The following is a 17,973-nucleotide window of genomic DNA, read 5'->3' as shown; positions in this document are numbered from 1 at the left end:
CAGTCGCCGTCTGACAATGACACACGAGTCCAACAAAAAATTCTCAATAGAATTCATGCATCCTTCAAAAATTGAGCAAGCACATCGCGTAGGTAGCAAAGGTGGCACGATCAATCTATCACTTTACGAACGAAAAATATTGACACGCTCAAGGAGCGACTGGAAAAAACTGTTTTTTCGTCAATTATGTAGAGGCTCCCTACGCAAGTTTTCTGAACGTCGAAGATCCGATGGGGAACAATATTTGCCTCTACCAACCGTGCTGAATCACTGTAATAATTCATACGAGATGCCTCATTCAAAATTCCGCATAACAGAATGAAAAAATTTGAAATCCCAAGCTATATTTTTGATTTCATTGATGGATTACTGCTCGTCAATGGAGAGATTGCATTATCGAAAAAAACTCCAGCAAACTATTTCATAAATAGCATTATCAATACATTCCACACCAAACCCACAACAACAGGGGCTGGAATGTATATTTTTGATATCAATGGATGGGTAGGCGATTACGTTGTCGAGTTGATTATTGTAAAAGAAAATTTCCCCGAAATAGATTACGTAATAATGCATTACTTTGAAAATAATTCTGTAGGCAACGGCGTGAGTGAATCATCGTTAGTCAAAAAAATTCAAAGAAAGTCTGGCATTCCCGGAAAAATGAAAGGGTTATCAGAAATAATATTTCAATTTCCGTGGGGAAGCGTTATCGTACAACATGACATAAGAACATCCTCATCATGCATAATCTTGCAGTACAAAATAGCCAGAAAATCACCCATCCGATTGAAAATGAATGATAATTGTGAATCGCATATCAATATAGATAAATCGATAAAAGTGCAGCAACGAATAATGGAATCCATAAAAAATAGTGATACTTTTTTCCCAAAAACAAGTGAGATACAATGGCTGAATTTATTGAAGAAGCTACCTCGAAGATTAAAAATCTGTCTTCTCAATGAAATTTCTTTTGAAAATGCATTGATAGCAACATATTCTTCAAACTGGCCAGATGAGGGGAGCGTTGTAGCACTGCTGAGTAACAAGTTCAGAACGAAGAAACTCGACAAGGATTTACATTTCCGAGAGCTGAATGACCCGCATTACTGCAATGAAGAAATTTCATATGTTGAAGATAACGTTACACACTTGATTATCAATTAGGCAGCACCTGGAACAACCCAGGATTTGACTTGCCCATCGCCCTGCACGATACTTGCCGCTGTCGCCAAGCTACCGATCCTGCGCAATAAACCATCAGTGCCTGTCACCACCGCCTACACTTACAGCATGCCGTCTCCGAACTCCCCCACCGCTCCCTACATCGGCCGCTTCGCCCCCTCCCCCTCCGGTCCCCTGCACATGGGCTCGCTTGTTGCCGCCATGGCCAGTTATCTCGATGCCAAGGTGCATCAGGGCACATGGCTGCTGCGTATCGAGGACCTGGACTACGACCGCAACGTCGAGGGTGCCGATATGGCGATCCTGGCCACCTTGCAGCGCTGCGGCATGGCGTGGGATGGCGAGGCGACGTGGCAGAGCCGGCGGCTGCCGTTGTACGAGGCGGCGCTGAAGCAGTTGCAGGACGATGGCCTCGTGTATGCGTGCGGCTGTTCGCGCAAGGAGATTCAGGATTCGGTGCTGCAGGCGGGCGGACCAAAGATTGGCGCCGCCGTGTATCCGGGTACCTGCCGCCATGGCTTGGCGCCGGGCAAGGCGGCGCGGGCCTGGCGGCTGCGCGTGCCGCAGGGGCCGCAAGCCGTGTACGGCTTTACGGACCGCTGGGCGGGTCCGCAGCGGCAAGACCTTGCCAGCGAAGTGGGTGACTTCATCGTGCTGCGCGGCGATGGCTTTTGGGCGTATCAGCTGGCCGTGGTGGTCGACGATGGCGCACAGGGCATCACGCAGGTGGTGCGTGGGGCGGACTTGCTCGACTCCACGCCGCGCCAGCTGTATCTGCAGGATGTGCTGGGCTTGCCTCATCCCGGCTTCTTGCACGTGCCTGTCGTCACCAATGACAGCGGCGAGAAACTGTCGAAACAGACAGGCGCCCTCGCCTTCGATACGGGCACCGATGCGGCCGAACTGCTGGCGTCGGCGCTGCTGCCGGCGGCCCGCTTCCTCGGTCTCGACGTGCGCGCCGACGACGTGGAAGATTTCTGGCGGCAAGCCATTCCCGCCTGGGCGCAGCGGCTGGCGCGCCTTCCCGGGCACGCATAAAAAAACCCGCCGCGGCGCGAGCCGGGCGGGTAGCAATGCAGGCGCCAGCACATGGCCGGCGCCTGGAACCGAACACTTAAGAAAACCGTAGCGAGCGGCCGCAAATCACGGCGCGCAGCAGGTTTGCTTATGTGTTCTTAGAAGTTGCCTTTGAATTGCACCCCAAATTGACGTGGCTCATTGATGAAGCCCGTGCGGTTGTTGAAGTCGATGGCACCCGTGATACGCTGGGTGTCGGTGATGTTGCGGCCGAACGCGGCCACTTCATACTTGCCGGCATCCCAGGTGTAACCCACGCGCAAGCCGCCTTCGACCATCGGCTTGCCGGTGAACTCGGTTGCCTCATACAGGAAGAAGTTGATCTTGCTGCGGTAAGCCCAGTCTGTGAAGACGAAGAATTCGCCGTTTTCCATCGGGATCGAATAGCGGCCCGTGGCGGTGATCGTCCACTTCGGCGCTTGCGGCAATGGATTGCCGTCGATGATGGCACGGTTGCCGGTGGTCAGCGGGTCCGTCACGGTGCAACGCGTTTGCGCGCAGGTGGCGATCGACAGGCTCGGGTCCTTGATTTCCGTGAAGTTGTAGCTGCCGCCCAGCGACATCTTCAGGCTCGGCGTGACAAAGCCTTCCAGTTCCAGCTCGGCGCCGCGGCCGTTCGTCTTGGCTGCATTGATCAGGCGCGTGATATTCGACGTGCCGCCCACCACCGTCAGTTGCTGGTTTTTCACCTGGTAGTCATACACGCTGAACGCGACGCGGGCGCGGCGGTTGAACAAATCGGCCTTGATACCGGCTTCGTACGAAGTGATAGTTTCCGCATCGGCAACTGTCACGGACACCTTGTCGCTGGCCGGGGCGATACTTGGCGCGCGGAAACCAGTGGCGATACGCGCGTAGAAGTTCACGTCCTTGTTGTATTTATAGGTACCGCTCAAGTCCCAGTTGACCTTGGCTTTGCTGACATCGGCGCTGGTCGGGTTGACCTGCACGATGTTGGTCGCTTCCACCGTGTTGAAATCCTTCTTGTCCTTGGTGTAGCGCAAACCGGCGCGCAGCATGAAGTCATCGTTGACGGCGTAGTTGACGGAACCGAACGTGGCCCAGGCCGAGTTCTTCTGGCGGCTGGCCAGGTGCGTGGTCAGCACGTGCGTGCTGGTATCGAAGTTGTCGGTGAAACCGTTGGCATCTTCGTTGAAGTAGTACACGCCTGCCTGCCAGTTCAGCGGACCGGCATTTTTCGATTCGGCGCGGAACTCCTGCGAGTATTGCTTCACGCTGGTGATGCCGCCGGCCGTTTCAACTTGGAAAGGAATGAAGCCGGGGCCCGTCGGCGTGCCGCCGTCGATGTCGCCATGCGACACATAACTGCCGACCTGTTCAAAGCCGGTGATCGAGTACAACTTGACGCCGTCCAGGTCCCAGCTCAGGCGGGCGCTGGCGCCGTTGGTGCGCAGACGCTGGAAATTCGGCGCATTCGTGAACGACTTGTTCGGGTCGAAACCGTCGACGATGTCGTTCGTGCCCTGCTTGATCAGGTTGGCGTAGAAGACGCGCGCGCTGCCCGTGGTGTTGCGCTGGTGCACATTGAACAGGGCGTTGAACGTGGTGTTCGGTGCGTACAGCAATTGCACGCGTTCAGCATGTTCGTTGTAGCCGTCCAGCGCGTTTTTCTGGCCCGTAAATGTGTTGTCGACGTAATCGTCGCGGTGCTGGCGCAGGGTCGAGAAGCGCAGCGCCCATTCTTTGCTCAGCGGCACGTTGACGGCGCCGTCGAAGTTGGTCGTGTTGTGCGTGGCGGCGGAAACGTTGTAATAGCCTTCAACCTTGTCCAGCTTCGGCTTGACGGATTCGAACTTGACCACGCCGGCCGGCGTATTGCGGCCGAACAAGGTGCCTTGCGGGCCGCGCAGTACTTCCACGCCAGCCACGTCGAAAATCGGATAGCCCTTGAGGATGGGATTTTCTTGCACGACATCGTCGTAAATCAGGGAAACAGGTTGCGATGCAAAGATGTTGAAGTCGGTATTGCCGTAGCCGCGGATGTAGAAGCGGGGGAAGGTGCGGCCATTCGACGATTCCACGTTCAGGCTCGGCACTTTGCCGGCCAGCACGCGGATATCCTGGCCGCTGGACACGAGCACGTCGAGCTTCTCGTCGCGCAGCAGCGACACGGAAACGGGCACGTCGCGGATATTTTCCTTGCGGCGCTGTGCCGTCACGGTCACGGTTTCCAGCTGGCTGGCGGCAGGGGTCGTATCAGCAGCGACTTCATCAGCATAAGCCGAGCCGATAGGCAAGGCAGCGGACAGTGCCAGCATAGCAGCGCTTTTGGCGCACAAACGCTTGTGCATCTTGGACATCTTGATCATGTGGTTTCCCAGAAGTTTAAAAAAAGAATTGCGAAATCTGTCTTTCTTGCAACCTGTCTCCGGGTTATATACGGCGCTGGACGATCGTTTGCACCATCACGGTGCAGCAGCGCGAGCGGATGTTCCCCCGCTCTCGGCGTCACTGGCTCTGTCCTGGCTGTCACTCAAGTTGACAGCGGTTCCGGCCGCATCTCTCGGATGTCTGATGAACACCAACTTTTAAGTAAGGCGCCAATTTAATTCAAGCGGCTTATGCGCTGCAAGAATATTGTTATGTAAAATATTTATTCACCAACATAAAAGCCTGACTAGTGGTTATTCAGCCACAATACGCTCAGGAGCTTGCTGTTTTGCCCATTTTCCGGCCCTGGCGCCGCCGTTGCGCCGCGGCGGCGAAATGCTGCCTGCAAGACAGGCTCCGGCCGGTATTTGACTGTAATATCGCCATACTTGACCTTGCCGTGCTGCCCCATCCCAGTGCAGCGGCGGCGCGCCGCACCATTGCCGACCTTATCCATGCCAGAACCGAGCCAGCACAGCCACGACATCATTTCCTCCCCCGCCGCCGCGCAGGCCGCGCATAGGCTGCTGGGCGCCCATTGCGACATCGTCTGGAGCACGAAAACCTTCGGCCAGTTCGATACCGACCAGCCGTCCTGGCGCGCCTTCACGGGCCAGACGGAAGCCGAACTGCGGGGCCGCGGCTGGCTCAATGCCCTGCATCCGGACGACCGCAACTTGCCTTACGTCATGCCGTCGCATCTGACGACCGTGTTCGAGGCGGAATACCGGCTGCGCCACGTCAGCGGCAGCTACCGCAACATGCTCGTGCGCATGCTGCCCGTGCTGGCGCCCGACGGCAGCATCGTTGAATGGCTGGGCTCGCATTGCGACGTGACGCAGCAGCGGCAGACGGAACAGCGGCTGCGCCTGGCCATGCAGGGCGGCCGCATGGGCACGTGGGAGATCGACCTGGGCAGCGGCAGTATGGCCGGCTCCGATGCGTTCAAGGCCAATCTGGGCCTGCCACCTGACAGCCACATCGATTATGCGCAGCTGACGGGTGCCATGCTCGACGGCGATCTGCAGCAATGGCAAGCGGTGGTGCATGCAGCCATTGCCAGCGCCAGCGATTTCGAGATCGATATCCGCGTGCGCTGGCCAGATGGCGCACTGCACTGGGCGCACATGCGCGGCACCTGCGCCAGCGACGGCGCCGGCAACGTGATCGCCCTGTCCGGCATCTCGCTCGACCTGACGGCCAGCAAGCAGAACGAGGAAACCCTGCGCCTGACCCTGGCGGCCGGCGAAGTGGCCACCTGGAACTGGGACATCGTTGCCGACCGCGTGACGGCCGACAGCAATATGGCGCGCCTGTTCCCCGTCAATGCCGATGCGACCACGGCGGCGCCGTTGGCGCGCTACCTGGACATCATCCATCCCGATGACCGCGAGCAAGTCAGCGCTCAAATTGCCCAGGCGCTGCACGCGCACGCGCCGTTCGAGGCCAGCTACCGCGTCGCTGCCGGCGATGGACAGTACCGCTCGGTCATCGCGCGGGGCCGCGCGGAATACGCGCCCGATGGCACACCCTTGCAATTTCCCGGCGTGCTGCTCGACATCACGCGCCAGAAACAGGTGGAAGATGCGCTGCGGCGCAGCGAGGAACGCTATCGCACTCTGATCGAGCTGATGGACCAGGCCTTTTGCGTCATTGAAATGCTGTACGACGAGCAGGGCCGCCCCGTGGACTTCCGCTACCTGGAAGGCAACGCCGCCTTCGTCAAGCAGTCGGGCCTCGACAATGCCATCGGCAAGACCATCCGCAGCTTCGTGCCCGACCATGATCAGCACTGGTTCGACCTGTACGACCAGGTAGTCAAGACGGGCGAACCCGTGCGCTACGAAAACGAAGCCGTGGCCATGGAGCGCTGGTTCGAAGTCTTCGCCGCGCGCCTGGGCGGCCCCGGCAGCCGCCTGCTGACGGTGCTGTTCAGCGACATCAGCGAGCGCAAGCGCTCGGAACAGCAATTGCGCCAGCTGGCCGACAACCTGTCCGAGATGGACCGGCGCAAGACGGAATTCCTGGCCACCCTGGCGCACGAACTGCGCAACCCGCTCGCACCGATCCGCAACGGCTTGCAAATCATGCGCCTGGCCGCCGACAAGCCCGCCACCGTGTCGCGCGTGCGCGACGTGATGGAGCGGCAAGTCAATCAGATGGTGCACCTGGTCAACGACTTGCTGGACGTGGCCCGCATCACGCGGGGCCAGATCGAGCTCAAGCTCGAACGCGCGGACTTGAAAACCATCATCGCCAGCGCCGTGGAAACGAGCATGCCGCTGATCGAAGCGGGCCGCCACCAGTTGCAGATACAAGTCGCTGAAGAACCGCTGCCGCTCGAGGCAGACCCCACGCGGCTGGCGCAAGTACTGGGCAATTTGCTCAACAACGCCGCCAAGTACACGCCCGCCGGCGGCCACATCGCCTTGCGCGCGGTACGCGATGGCAATAAGGCCTTGATCGAAGTCAGGGACAGCGGCGTGGGCATCCCCGCCGAATCGATCGCCACCGTCTTCGACATGTTTACCCAGGTGGGGCAAAACATGGGCCGCGCCCAGGGCGGCCTGGGCATCGGCCTGTCGCTGGTGCGGCGCCTGGCCGAGTTGCATGGCGGCAGCGCCACGGCGGCCAGTCCCGGCGCCGGCCTGGGCAGCACATTTACCGTGCGCCTGCCGCTGCTGAAGGAAGAAGCCAACGCCCCCGCCGCACCGGACGCGCCCGCCCACGCCGCCAGCGCCCGCCATTTCCGCGTGCTGGTGGTCGACGACAATGTCGATGCGGCCGATACCCTGGCGGCCGTGCTCGACATGATGGGCCATGCCACGCAAGTGGCCCACGATGGCGCGCAGGCCCTGGCCGTGGCGCCGCAATTCTTGCCTGACGTTATCTTCCTCGACATCGGCTTGCCCGGCATGAACGGCTACGAAGTGGCGCGCGCGCTGCGCCGGATACCGGCCGGCGCCAACGTCGTGCTCGTCGCATTGACGGGCTGGGGTGCCGAAAACGACCGCAGCCAGTCGAGCGCAGCCGGCTTCGACCACCATCTGACCAAACCGGCCAACCTGCTCGCCATCGGCGAACTGCTGGCCGCCCTTTCCACTCCGAAAATACCTACAGACCATGACTGACTCCCCGAACCACGTCCGCCGCACCCTCCTGCTGGCCGCCGGCACTACCCTGCTGTGCCCGGCACCGCTACTGTTCGCCGCACCCGCCACCAGCATCGCCAGCGCCCACACGCAGCTGGCCGCGCTGGAACAGGCCGCAGGCGGACGCCTCGGCGTTGCCGCCTGGCGCCAGGGCAGCGAGCTGCGCGTTGCCTACCGCGCCGACGAACGCTTCCCCCTGGCCAGCACCTTCAAGGCCATGCTGGCGGCCGCCGTGCTGGCCCGCAGCGTCAGCCAGCCGGGCTTGCTCGACCAGCACGTGCGTTACGAGAAAAAGGAACTGGTCACCTATTCGCCCATCACGGAAAAACATCTGGCCAACGGCATGAGCGTGGCCGACCTGTGCGCCGCCACCTTGCAGTACAGCGACAATAGCGCGGCCAATTTCCTGATGAAAATATTGGGCGGGCCACAAGCCGTGACGGCGTTTGCACGCAGCATCGGCAACACGGTATTCCAGCTGGAACGCTGGGAAACGGAACTCAATAGCGCCATCCCCGGCGAAGTGCGCGACACGGCCAGCCCTGCGTCGATGGCGCACAGCTTGCAACAAGTGTTATTGGAAAATAGCTTGCCGGCGCCGCAGCGCCAGCAACTGGACACCTGGATGCGCGGCAACACGACGGGCGACAAGCGCATCCGCGCCGGCGTGCCGGCCGGCTGGCAAGTGGCCGATAAAACGGGCTCGGGCGCCTATGGCAGCGTCAACGACATCGGCGTGGCCTACCCGCCCAGCGGCGCGCCGCTGCTCATCGCCGTGTACTACACCCGCGAACAGAAAAACGCGGACACGAATCAGGACATCATCACGGCCGCCACGCGCATCGTGACGGCCGCATTGGTGTAATTACTTGGGCAGGGCGGCCATAAAGCCGGCATACGTCGACCAGGCCGGATCGGCCGCGCTGCGGATTTCAATCGGGAACTTTGGACGCGGCGCCAGCGCCGTGTTCAGGCGATTGAAGAATTCTTCGCCCGACTGCGTGTAATAAATCCATTCACGCAAGTTTTCGCCCGTCGACACCAGCGCCAGGGTGGCGAAGCCGTCTTCTTCCACCACGGGCGCCAGCGCCGCTTCCAGCTCCTCCATGTGCTCGCGCTCGTTCGGCGCGGGCATGCCCGTTTCATCTTCATAACGCCAGGCGATGATGATGCGGTCCGGCTGCGACGACAGGTCCCAGTCGTCATGGAAGGTGTCGACATAGCGGTAGATGATGGCCATCTCGTCGCTATGCGTGACGATGGTGCCCCAGCTGCGGGCGGAAGTGGAATTTTCGTTCATGGTTGCAATAGTCAAAAAATAAATCGAGGGAGCGCAGCTTACAGCACCGGCGGGCAAGTCACATTCCAGGCGTCATACTGGGCGCCGCTCTTGCGCAGCCAGACGCGGGTGTAGCTGTCGCGGTCGCTCTTGAACACCAGCGCGTAGCGCTCTTCGGCGCGCGGCGTGGCGGCGCCCACGTCGACGGCTGCCAGCGTAAATTTCAGCGCCCGTAGCGGCGCGCAGGCCGTGTTACCCGCCATCAATAATCGCGCCCGCTCCAGCAACGGCTTCTGGTACAGCAACACGCCTTCCAGTTCCACATCGGGAATCCGTTGCAGCATGCGCACGGGTTCGGCCACCGCGCGGCAGGTGCCACGGTCGAGCCAGGCGTAATACTCCATGCCCGCCTCCTGCCAGCGCGCCTGCTTGCCTTCGCCGTGCAGCACGAACTTGGTACGCTGCGTCCGGCACAGCACGCCATGGCCGCGATACGGCGGCGTTTCCACGCTGCCCACCACTTCGCGGCCGCGGCCGCCGACCACGGGCACGCTCTCGAACACGGTGCGCGTGGCCGGCTCGCCCGGATATTGCTGCGCATAAAACTCCAGCAAGGACGCGCGCTGCTGCGCATCCACCGCCACCGCCTCGGCGGCACTGGCAGAGAGGCACGCGGCCGACATTACACACAGCGCCAAGGGGCGCACGAAATATCCTGGCATGGCATTCCTTCAATCGACGTTCAGAGGCGGGTATCGCCCAAGCGCCGATTATATAGTTAGCAGGAAATACCGGGAGGACGCGGCATCAGGACGTGTGGAAGTTGACGCCGCCAGCCAGCAGCTTGGCGCCGCAGGTGGTGGTGTCGCCTTCGAAGGCGATGGCGATGCCGTTGATGCTATGCCGGGACGAGCCGCTGGCAATCTTGCAGCCTTGGTGCCCCTTGATGGGGCAACTGCACAAGTCCCCGACGCAGGCGACAGCGATACCATTGACCGTGAAGTGCGTGGCGGCACAACTGAGCACCTTGCCGCCATGCGACGTTGCGTCGCCCAAACGGATGACTTTGCGCATGCTACCTCCCGTTCTACTTGCCCGCCGAGCTTTCCAGGATGGCTTCCACCGATGGCGCCACGTAGTTGGCCGGATCGACGGCCGGCGTGATGCGGCTGCGGAAGATATCAACATTGGCATCCTGCTGCTGACGTTTGGCATCCGATGGTGGCGTAATAAAAATAATGCTGGCCTCGTTACTGTCGCGTAAATTAATCGCCGCACTGGCGCCGCCATCGCGGTAGCTGCCCATCACGCCGATGGCCATCTGCATGAACCACGTGGCCGCGCCCGTGTTGCCCAGGCGAAGATCAGTATTGATGAACTGCGCGCTCTTGCTGCTGTCGATTTCGGGGCCACCCTGTGCCGCATAGTCATGCAGCATGCTTTCCAACATCAGTAACTGCTCCGGCTGGTTTCCCGTGCCGGCCACGATGCGCGCAGGCCCCTTGCCGCGCTCGGCTTCCGGCAAGGTCTGCAGCGCTTGCCGCCAGCCGGCGTTAAAAATATTCTGGCGCGCATCGCGCCGCGTGACGGGCTTGCCTTCCTCATCCGCGAACTTGACGAACACGGGCCTGTGCACGAATCCAAACGAAGGCAATCGGTCGAAGGTTTCCATCTGTTCCCGGTTCCACGGAATGGGGAACCACGGCGTCGGCTTCCAGTCGCGCGGCGGACGATTTTCCCAGGGATTGAGTTTATCGAAGGTGTGCAAGCCGACGCCACGGATATCGGGCCGCTGGGCGAAAGAGGCGGCAGCGCCGAGCCATTCGGCGACGGTGGGTTGGCGGGGCATAGAAAAGGAGTTTTCATCCAGTTTTTTGTCCTGTTTTGCCAGAGAATTTTTCAAATCATAGTACATAGACCTGAATTTCTCTTGCACAAACTTATTCTCGGGGTCTTCCCACACATATGGACGCAAAAATTCCACCCTCTTCCTACGAGCCAGGATAAACACGGTTGTGGCATCAGGCATTTCGGGGATATAGTAGCCATCAACCAGCGTCTTCTTATCTCCTGGCTTGCGCCCGCCATCGCGGGTTCCTGGGCTGTCTTCGGAATGCACCAACACATAGGGGACGTCAGGATGACGATCAAAAAAATCAAAAACATCTATCAACAAACGATCCGGTCTCTCGTCTAACTTCCAAGGTGCAATTGAAAAAAAATGAAAGGATAAACCCGTCGTGCTTGCGCCCGCTACCAGACCGGCCATCGGTTCATCCGCACTGGGTTGCGCGGCGGGATTAAGTATCGGCGAGCCAGCATAAAACGATGGCAAGCCCCAATACAAGGGAGTGAGATTTGCACCGTTTTCCAATGCATCGCAGGCCCTACTACCGCCATCTCCATCCTTGTCATATCCAGTCCAGGGATATTTTTTCGGATCTTGCTCACGTATGCTGGTATAAGCACTTCCCTTTCGCAAGGCTTCCCATAATTTACCCTGCCGGTATTTATCGAGCGTCACACCAAATCCGATCACTTCCAACACATATTCTCGCTCTGATTCCACAGGTATTTTTAGCTGTTGCGCCGTCACCTGTAACGCAATTTCACGTGCCTGGCTCTTCGATAAGGCACTGAGCCATAACAAACCAAAAAATAAAACGACAATAACTATCGATATTCCCAACCACCGAAGCGTCATCATATCTATCACCTATGGGTATGCAGTTCTGGAGAAACGGTAGTCGATCCGAGAAAATTGCTACTGGCGAAGTTCGACAACCATTTATTTTGCTTTTTTTTCGCTCACTACTTTTATGTTTTTGGTTTGTGACACTACAATTTTCCACAACGCCCCTGTTAGCAAGGGCAATCCTGCAGGCAAAATTCCCGTGTTGTAATACTTGATATTGCCGTCAATAACTGTTCGTCGCCACGGTGATTCAGCACTTAAATATGCTGCAAAATCAGCAAGAAAGATCTCCTCCAGAAGTATTCCCTTTCTAGGTTTTTCTTTCGTCTGTAATCTCTTCACCCGCCAATCCGCCACCGCACATAAATACGCATAAAACTGCGGATCCGAACTAGCCTTGCCGCTGCCAATCGCCACGTCATACGCGGTCACTTGACTATGATTCTTCGCGCTACCGATAATAGAACTATGAAAAGACTTGGCGCTGACCTCCCGCTGCCAGCGCAAGCGGGCCTCATTCGGGCTTTCCTGGATGGTTGCCAAGACATTTCCGTCCGTGTAGCGGGTGGCTGCAATGACGTTGCGTTGATCGAGCGGCCCTTTGCCATCGAGTTTCTTTTCCTTGTTATAGGCAGTCGTCATCAAGGCTAATTCGGCCCCGCGTATGGCTTCATCGCGCTCTGGAAAGCGGCGATAGCCGGCCGGATCCGGGCGATCCTCGACGCTTGTGTACAGGCCGCTTCCGCTGGTAAGTGCTACTGATGCATCGCAGGGATCGACTTCTTCCACAGGTCCCTGATCTTCAGGTTTACGGTTTCGCATCATCGAAGTTTTGGGAATATTGGGCGAATCGATTTGCGAGGTGCCGCGCAAATCGGCCGGCACCGGCTGTTTCAATGCTTCGCCAGTGATGGTGCGTATGCCATTACGCTGTTCCGTCTTGCTCAACCTGGTATTGATAGGCCAAGCCACCGCCTTGTGTTGCGCACGATATTTTCGTAATGAAACATCAACGTGTGCCTGTTCGCTTTCTGTTGTAAGACGCAGTGGAAAGTCAAAAGGCGGCGGCTTGCCTACCAACGACACCGTGGTCTTTCCAGTGGCCGGATCCAGCCTGGTCTTGTTGCTGAATATCCGCTGATAAAATCTGCCGCCCAGTTCCGCCAGCGCATTGCGTACCTGCTCGCGTTCCACGATGCGGGTATGTCCAGTAAAAACGCTGTTTCCATCAATGCTGGAAGTTTCCTCTTCCTCCATGAGTTCACTTCCCGATGCATAATCCGGTACGCCATCCCACCCCATGCCCTGGATATTATCCAGTGCCACCGTCATGTCTTCGGGACAAAAATACAGATAAACTTTGCGGCGATTGTCGCGGTCGTCGGCACTCTGCCAGCGGCTGCCGACCATGCCACGATGTTCGTCCTTCTTCAAGTCGGCAAACGGCGGCTGGCAGGCCTGGCCAGTGCCCTTTGCCACACCGGCCACGATATTCGCCAAAGTCTTCAGGCGCGCTCCCATGGTCTGCGCACCACTGAGCAAATGGTAATAAGGCTTCATCGCCGCATCCTCGCCGCCGTCGAACCAGGCCGCGCCTCGCATCAGCAGAGGCAGGCTGTCCACCAGGCTGTACGGCGGATGCGTGAGTATCAAATTATCGGCCGGCGCCAGCCCCTTTTCCATCAGCATGGCTTGGGCCAGCAGCGACAGCAGGCAACCCTGGCTGTGCGCGACGATGCTGACAGTATCGTCAGCATCATAATCGCGGATCATGGAAATGAGCGCGGCCAGACGCTGGGCCGCCAATACCATGTACATGCGGCCAGGCGCCGTCCTCAATGGACGCAAGGCATCGCCCATGGGATCCGCAGGCGCATAGATACCCGGACGCCACATGTCGGGCAAGCTGCTGGTGGCGTTGCCGAAGGGACCGCCTTCCTTGGACAGGTCCTTGTCGAGGCGGTTGCCGTAGCGGTCAACAAACTGGCCGTTGATCGTTTTGCATTTCACTCCCACTTCACGGTAGCCCCAGTAAAACGGGATCACGGGGCTGTTGGTATCCTTGGCGATAGTGCGCTTGAAGAACACGGCGTCGGGATCGTCTTCCAGCCTGTCCTTGTCCGCCGCCACAGGCATGCGGTAAGAAGCTGGCGTAAAGCCGCGGCCCAGCCTTTGCGTCAATCCCTCGCACAAGCCATGCTCCACCGCCTTGTAGCTGACGCCCACATCGTTGACGCCGTGAATAACGATGATATTGCCCGGCAAGTTGCGGCGTATTTTCACCTTCTTGCAGACGCTGCGTTCGCAATGCAGGAGCGTCACGTCTTCGCCCACCACGTACGGCACTTTCGGATAGCTGCCCATTGCATTCTCCTGGCGTCATCAATCCTTGTTGTTGAACACTTCGATGGCGGCCAGGTGCATGGCCGCGCGCTCCAGCACCTCCGTCTTGCCGTCCCCGTCGCTGCGGCCATCGGCCGACGAGCCATCTTCCAGCTTCACGGCAAACTGGGCTTGCGGCGCCAGCTGGGGAGCTGGCGGCACGCCATCGGCGGGACTGTCGTCGCCCTCATATTGAAAAATGAATTGCTGGTCGGCCTTGCCCTCGGCAAAGCTTGGTAATTGCACTACCATGCTTTGCGGGTCATTGAAGACGAAGTTGGGCGCATTGAAGTTCAGCGGTGACTTGCTGCCGAAGGTGATGCCATCGGCGATGCGGATGAAAGCACCATGCTTGGAAATCAGCACGATTTCATCGGCCATGCCCGTCAGCTTGCCCTCGCTGGCGGTGAGCTTCAAATTTTTCGCCGCGTTGAGGTCCATGTCGTCATGCTGGCTTTGCAGCAGGAACTTGCCATGGTGGGCGATGGCGCGGATGCCGTCCGCATGGGCAAACAGCGAAATGCCCTTGCCTGCGTTCACACTGTAGCGCTGGCCCGCCACCGCTTGCAGATGCTGCTGCGCCACCGTATCGATATTGCTGACGGCATAGCTGATGATGGCCTTCGAACTGGCAAAGCTGATGCCGGCCGGCGCCGTGACGGCAATCGCCGCCGCACCGCCCAGCTCGGCACGGGGCTGCGTATTGCTGCCGCCTTCCCAGCTTTTCAAGCTGTGCTGCAGCTCCTGCTGCGCTTCATCCGTATTCTCCAGCGCCTGATGCGTGGCAGCATAGCTGCCCAGCGAGCGAAACAATTCCAGGCAATTTTCCATCAGCCCCAGATATTCGCTGCGTGCCATGTGCCCGCCGTCGCCGTTCAGGCGCTTCCAGGCCGAAATCAGCATGCCCTTGCCCGCCCGCATCGCCAGTTGCTCATCGGTACGCAGCTCGGCGCCCTCGCCGCGCGCCTCTCCCTGGCCATTGCGCCGGTCCTGCGTCAGCCAGCCCAGGTTGAGCTGGGTGGAGCCATGGTCGCTGGCAAGCTGGGCATTGATTTGCCCATGCACATCATCGAAACGCAGCTGGTTGCCACGTGTGCCCTTGATCTCGCGGCTCTTGATGCCGGACAAATAACGGTTGCCGGGCAAGTCGCCCGCCTTGCTCAATGCGATCGGCAACGCACTGTGGTTGTACAGCTGTCCCACGATGATGGGCCGGTCCGGGTCGCCGCCGAGGAAAGCCAGCAGGACTTCGCTGCCCACGCGGGGCAAGCCCAGATAGCCGCACTGCTGCATGCTGCCAGGCCCGCTTCCCGCCCAGCTCGACGCGACTCTTACCCAGGCCGAATCGGCATCCGTGTCGGAAGCGCCCGTGCCGCCTGCATGCTCATGGTCCACCTTGCGCGTGGCGGGAAAGCGCACCTTGACCCGGCCCATGGCGTCGCAATGAACCTCTTCATTCGCCGGCCCCACCACCACGGCGCTTTGCATGGTAACTGGCGGCAGGTCGATGCGCGTGTCGTAGGCCGGAACGATGGCCACGCCGCGCCGCACAGCGCTCAATTCGATATGCATGCGCAAGGGGCCATCGTCCACCGCCGTCGCCAGTTCGCGCTGCGGCAGCGATGCATCATCGGCCAGCCAGCGATTGCGCGCGAACAAACGCGCCACCCTGGCGGCCAGTTCCCGGGGTAAATTATTCTGCGCCGCCACCTGTAGCGCCGTCACGACAAAATCGCGCTCGGCCGGCGGAAGTGCGTCGATATCGGGATGTTCGGCCAGGCTAAAGTATTCGCCCGGACACAGGTCGCGCACGCTGCCCTCGGCATGAAAACAATGGCTTTCGTAGTCATGCTGCTGCATGGCTAGCATGCCCAACTGGCACAAGGCATCATGATCGCTCCCCGCACGTGGCGGCAGCACGCGGTAATCATCGAGGCTGGCGGCAACGGCATTGCCATGCATGCCTTGCCGGCCCTGCCCCATGGCGTCGGCAGTCATGAACGGCCGCGCGCGTGGATGTTCCTCATTCCAGCTATGGCGCGTCACCTTGCCCGCCTGCAACTTGCGGACTTCGTTCCACGACGTCAGGGTGTCGCGCTGTTCCGTCGCGCGGTCCGCGTGATAGCGCACGGTATCGGCCATGTTTTTCCGCAAGCCATCGGCATGGTTGAACAGCACCAGGGTATGTGCCGGCTCGGCATGCGCATCCGCATTGCCTTCCGCTCGAAAAAACCAGGCGACGCCGCTGCGCTTGAGCAGGCGCCGGACGAAGGCCGCATCGGACTCATTGTGCTGCATGACAAATTCGCGCTGTGGATACGTCTGTGCCTCGAAGAAATCGGCAAACACATACTGGAAGGCATGCCCCAGCACGGAATTGCTGCGTATCCATTCGTCGAGCAGGATCTTGATGATCTCGATATCCGTCAGGCGCCGGAAAACACGCGTATTGCTGCGCTTTTCCATGATGGCGAAGGCGTCCGTCAGCACCAGCTGATAGCTGGCCAGCGCGCCATCGCTGTCACCGGCACTCGCTTGCGTGACGAGGCCGCAGATGCTGCGCAACTTCCCCTGGTCGGTGACGATATCGATAGCGGCGGGCAAGGCGATGAAACTGCTCAGCGGCAAATCCGCATGCGTCGAGACGCACAGCACACGGTATTCGATCCCGCCACAGATGGCCTCGCTTCCGGCGACGCGCTGCGGTATCAGCGCACCGGCGGGCACCTTTGGGGATACGCCCAGGCGCAGGCGCAAGGGACGTTCGCCACCCGATATCGACTCATCACCGTCCATGGCGTTCTCCTCATTCTTACTTGCATTTAATCAAGCTGGAGAAACGACAATGCCATGGGACGGCAAGGAAATACTTGATATTTAGTAAGAATTCTCCAAGGTTCCCAATACTTCCATCAATCTTTGCCGCTTCGCCAGCAGGGTGGGATCAAACGCCGTCCACTGTTCCAGCCGCAACGCATACGCCGGCGCCATCATCCAGCCGAACACCTCCGCCTTGTCTTCCTCGGGGCCGTAGGCGGCGTACAGGCTCACCAGCCCGGGCTGCGGGTGGCCCAGGTTCTGGAAACCCTTGCCGTAGGCCGTGGCGCCGCCCTGGCCATAGGCTGTGCCGGGCGGGTTCAGGGCCAGCCAGGCGGGGTCGCGGTAATAGAAATCGTTGAACAGCCGGTATTCGATGAAGTGGTAATACTCGTGGTGCACGCGCAGCTCCATGCCGGATGGACACAGGGCGGCCAGCAGGTTGTCGGCGTAGACGACGCTGTCGATGTCCGGCGCCGGCATGGCCAGGCGGCGCTGGCCGTCCACGCTCAAGTCCTTCACCAGCACGACGTGGCGCAAGCCCGTGCGCGCGAAGACGCCGGCCGGGTAGCGCTCCATGGCCGGCAAGACGATGCTGAGCAACAATTGCAGCCCGGCACGGTCCTGCGCCGAGTCCGTAAAGGCGTGCGCCTCGCTGCCGGGCATGGCCAGAGTCCAGGCGGGCGCCAGCTGCAGGGCCGCCAGGCGCGCCGTGGCGATGGCCTGCAGTTGCGCCACGCTGGCGTCCCTGGGCGCGATGGGCGCATAACGCACGTTCCAGTCGAACTCGCTGCGCATGCTGTCTTGCTGGGCGGCACGCTCGAACGCTTGCAGGTCGGCCGCCGATGGCGCGGACGGGCCGGTGCCGGCGCAAGCGGACAGCAATACAACGGCAAGACAGGACGGCAGGCGGCAAGCAGGCATGGGATCTTTCACGGGCATAAAAATGGGGCGCAATTGCTGCGCCCCATTGTACAAGCTGCTAGTTCCTT

Annotated in this window: 13 protein-coding genes; 4 read left to right on the top strand and 9 right to left on the bottom strand. The window is 59.6% G+C overall.

Annotated features, from left to right (window positions below):
• The first annotated feature begins 318 nt into the window (after positions 1-318).
• Positions 319-1,170 carry a hypothetical protein gene (locus AC3RCG_RS06960; protein WP_492405251.1) on the top strand — a complete coding sequence of 284 codons (852 nt, stop codon included), beginning with the start codon at positions 319-321 and terminating at the stop codon, positions 1,168-1,170.
• 126 nt (positions 1,171-1,296) lie between these two features.
• Positions 1,297-2,226 carry a tRNA glutamyl-Q(34) synthetase GluQRS gene (gene gluQRS / locus AC3RCG_RS06955; protein ID WP_492405308.1) on the top strand — a complete coding sequence of 310 codons (930 nt, stop codon included), beginning with the start codon at positions 1,297-1,299 and terminating at the stop codon, positions 2,224-2,226.
• Between the two features lie 137 nt (positions 2,227-2,363).
• Here gluQRS and AC3RCG_RS06950 read toward each other — a convergent pair whose 3' ends face one another.
• Both AC3RCG_RS06950 and AC3RCG_RS06945 read right to left on the bottom strand, forming a co-directional pair.
• Positions 2,364-4,595, bottom strand: coding sequence for a TonB-dependent receptor (locus AC3RCG_RS06950; protein WP_121668615.1), 2,232 nt, complete (start codon positions 4,593-4,595; stop codon positions 2,364-2,366).
• Positions 4,596-4,903: 308 nt separating this feature from the next.
• Positions 4,904-5,113: a hypothetical protein gene (locus tag AC3RCG_RS06945; protein ID WP_070310055.1), complete on the bottom strand. Its 210-nt coding sequence runs from the start codon at positions 5,111-5,113 to the stop codon at positions 4,904-4,906.
• Between AC3RCG_RS06945 and AC3RCG_RS06940 the strand changes: the two genes are divergently transcribed.
• Both AC3RCG_RS06940 and bla read left to right on the top strand, forming a co-directional pair.
• Positions 5,112-7,787 carry a hybrid sensor histidine kinase/response regulator gene (locus tag AC3RCG_RS06940; protein ID WP_492405254.1) on the top strand — a complete coding sequence of 892 codons (2,676 nt, stop codon included), beginning with the start codon at positions 5,112-5,114 and terminating at the stop codon, positions 7,785-7,787. The genes AC3RCG_RS06945 and AC3RCG_RS06940 overlap by 2 nt on opposite strands.
• Positions 7,780-8,673, top strand: coding sequence for a class A beta-lactamase (gene bla, locus AC3RCG_RS06935; protein WP_492405256.1), 894 nt, complete (start codon positions 7,780-7,782; stop codon positions 8,671-8,673). The genes AC3RCG_RS06940 and bla overlap by 8 nt, the downstream gene beginning before the upstream one ends.
• Here bla and AC3RCG_RS06930 read toward each other — a convergent pair whose 3' ends face one another.
• The 7 genes from AC3RCG_RS06930 to AC3RCG_RS06900 all read right to left on the bottom strand — a co-directional run bounded on the left by AC3RCG_RS06930 (position 8,674) and on the right by AC3RCG_RS06900 (position 17,905).
• Complete coding sequence (locus tag AC3RCG_RS06930; RefSeq protein ID WP_052755885.1) at positions 8,674-9,108, bottom strand: DUF695 domain-containing protein; 435 nt, start codon at positions 9,106-9,108, stop codon at positions 8,674-8,676.
• A 38-nt stretch (positions 9,109-9,146) separates the two neighbouring features.
• On the bottom strand, positions 9,147-9,809 hold the full coding sequence (locus AC3RCG_RS06925) for a hypothetical protein (RefSeq protein WP_492405258.1): 663 nt from the start codon (positions 9,807-9,809) through the stop codon (positions 9,147-9,149).
• A gap of 85 nt (positions 9,810-9,894) precedes the next feature.
• Positions 9,895-10,161, bottom strand: coding sequence for a PAAR domain-containing protein (locus AC3RCG_RS06920; RefSeq protein ID WP_070310542.1), 267 nt, complete (start codon positions 10,159-10,161; stop codon positions 9,895-9,897).
• Positions 10,162-10,174: 13 nt separating this feature from the next.
• Positions 10,175-11,794 (bottom strand): type VI lipase adapter Tla3 domain-containing protein, encoded by a 1,620-nt coding sequence (locus tag AC3RCG_RS06915; protein ID WP_492405260.1) that lies wholly within the window; start codon positions 11,792-11,794, stop codon positions 10,175-10,177.
• A gap of 81 nt (positions 11,795-11,875) precedes the next feature.
• Positions 11,876-14,146 carry a T6SS effector phospholipase Tle3 domain-containing protein gene (locus tag AC3RCG_RS06910; protein ID WP_492405262.1) on the bottom strand — a complete coding sequence of 757 codons (2,271 nt, stop codon included), beginning with the start codon at positions 14,144-14,146 and terminating at the stop codon, positions 11,876-11,878.
• Between the two features lie 18 nt (positions 14,147-14,164).
• Entirely contained in the window at positions 14,165-16,960 is a 2,796-nt protein-coding gene (locus AC3RCG_RS06905; protein ID WP_492405264.1) for a type VI secretion system Vgr family protein, read from the bottom strand.
• An 81-nt stretch (positions 16,961-17,041) separates the two neighbouring features.
• The gene (locus tag AC3RCG_RS06900; RefSeq protein WP_492405266.1) at positions 17,042-17,905 is read right to left on the bottom strand and encodes a hypothetical protein; all 864 of its coding nucleotides are present in this window, start codon (positions 17,903-17,905) and stop codon (positions 17,042-17,044) included.
• Positions 17,906-17,973 lie beyond the last annotated feature (68 nt).

It is taken from the genome of Janthinobacterium sp. GW823-FHT01H08 (assembly GCF_058797855.1).
Note: the sequence above shows the minus strand (reverse complement) of the source record. Positions and strands in the feature narration are given on the sequence as shown.

Excerpts from the sequence above, each read along its gene's own strand:
- AC3RCG_RS06920 (WP_070310542.1), bottom strand. The coding sequence starts at position 10,161 with ATGCGCAAAGTCATCCGTTTGGGCGACGCAACGTCGCATGGCGGCAAG.
- gluQRS (WP_492405308.1), top strand. The coding sequence starts at position 1,297 with ATGCCGTCTCCGAACTCCCCCACCGCTCCCTACATCGGCCGCTTCGCC.
- AC3RCG_RS06960 (WP_492405251.1), top strand. The coding sequence starts at position 319 with ATGAAAAAATTTGAAATCCCAAGCTATATTTTTGATTTCATTGATGGA.
- AC3RCG_RS06945 (WP_070310055.1), bottom strand. The coding sequence starts at position 5,113 with ATGGATAAGGTCGGCAATGGTGCGGCGCGCCGCCGCTGCACTGGGATG.
- AC3RCG_RS06910 (WP_492405262.1), bottom strand. The coding sequence starts at position 14,146 with ATGGGCAGCTATCCGAAAGTGCCGTACGTGGTGGGCGAAGACGTGACG.
- AC3RCG_RS06950 (WP_121668615.1), bottom strand. The coding sequence starts at position 4,595 with ATGATCAAGATGTCCAAGATGCACAAGCGTTTGTGCGCCAAAAGCGCT.
- AC3RCG_RS06940 (WP_492405254.1), top strand. The coding sequence starts at position 5,112 with ATGCCAGAACCGAGCCAGCACAGCCACGACATCATTTCCTCCCCCGCC.
- AC3RCG_RS06900 (WP_492405266.1), bottom strand. The coding sequence starts at position 17,905 with ATGCCTGCTTGCCGCCTGCCGTCCTGTCTTGCCGTTGTATTGCTGTCC.
- AC3RCG_RS06905 (WP_492405264.1), bottom strand. The coding sequence starts at position 16,960 with ATGGACGGTGATGAGTCGATATCGGGTGGCGAACGTCCCTTGCGCCTG.
- AC3RCG_RS06930 (WP_052755885.1), bottom strand. The coding sequence starts at position 9,108 with ATGAACGAAAATTCCACTTCCGCCCGCAGCTGGGGCACCATCGTCACG.
- AC3RCG_RS06915 (WP_492405260.1), bottom strand. The coding sequence starts at position 11,794 with ATGATGACGCTTCGGTGGTTGGGAATATCGATAGTTATTGTCGTTTTA.
- AC3RCG_RS06925 (WP_492405258.1), bottom strand. The coding sequence starts at position 9,809 with ATGCCAGGATATTTCGTGCGCCCCTTGGCGCTGTGTGTAATGTCGGCC.
- bla (WP_492405256.1), top strand. The coding sequence starts at position 7,780 with ATGACTGACTCCCCGAACCACGTCCGCCGCACCCTCCTGCTGGCCGCC.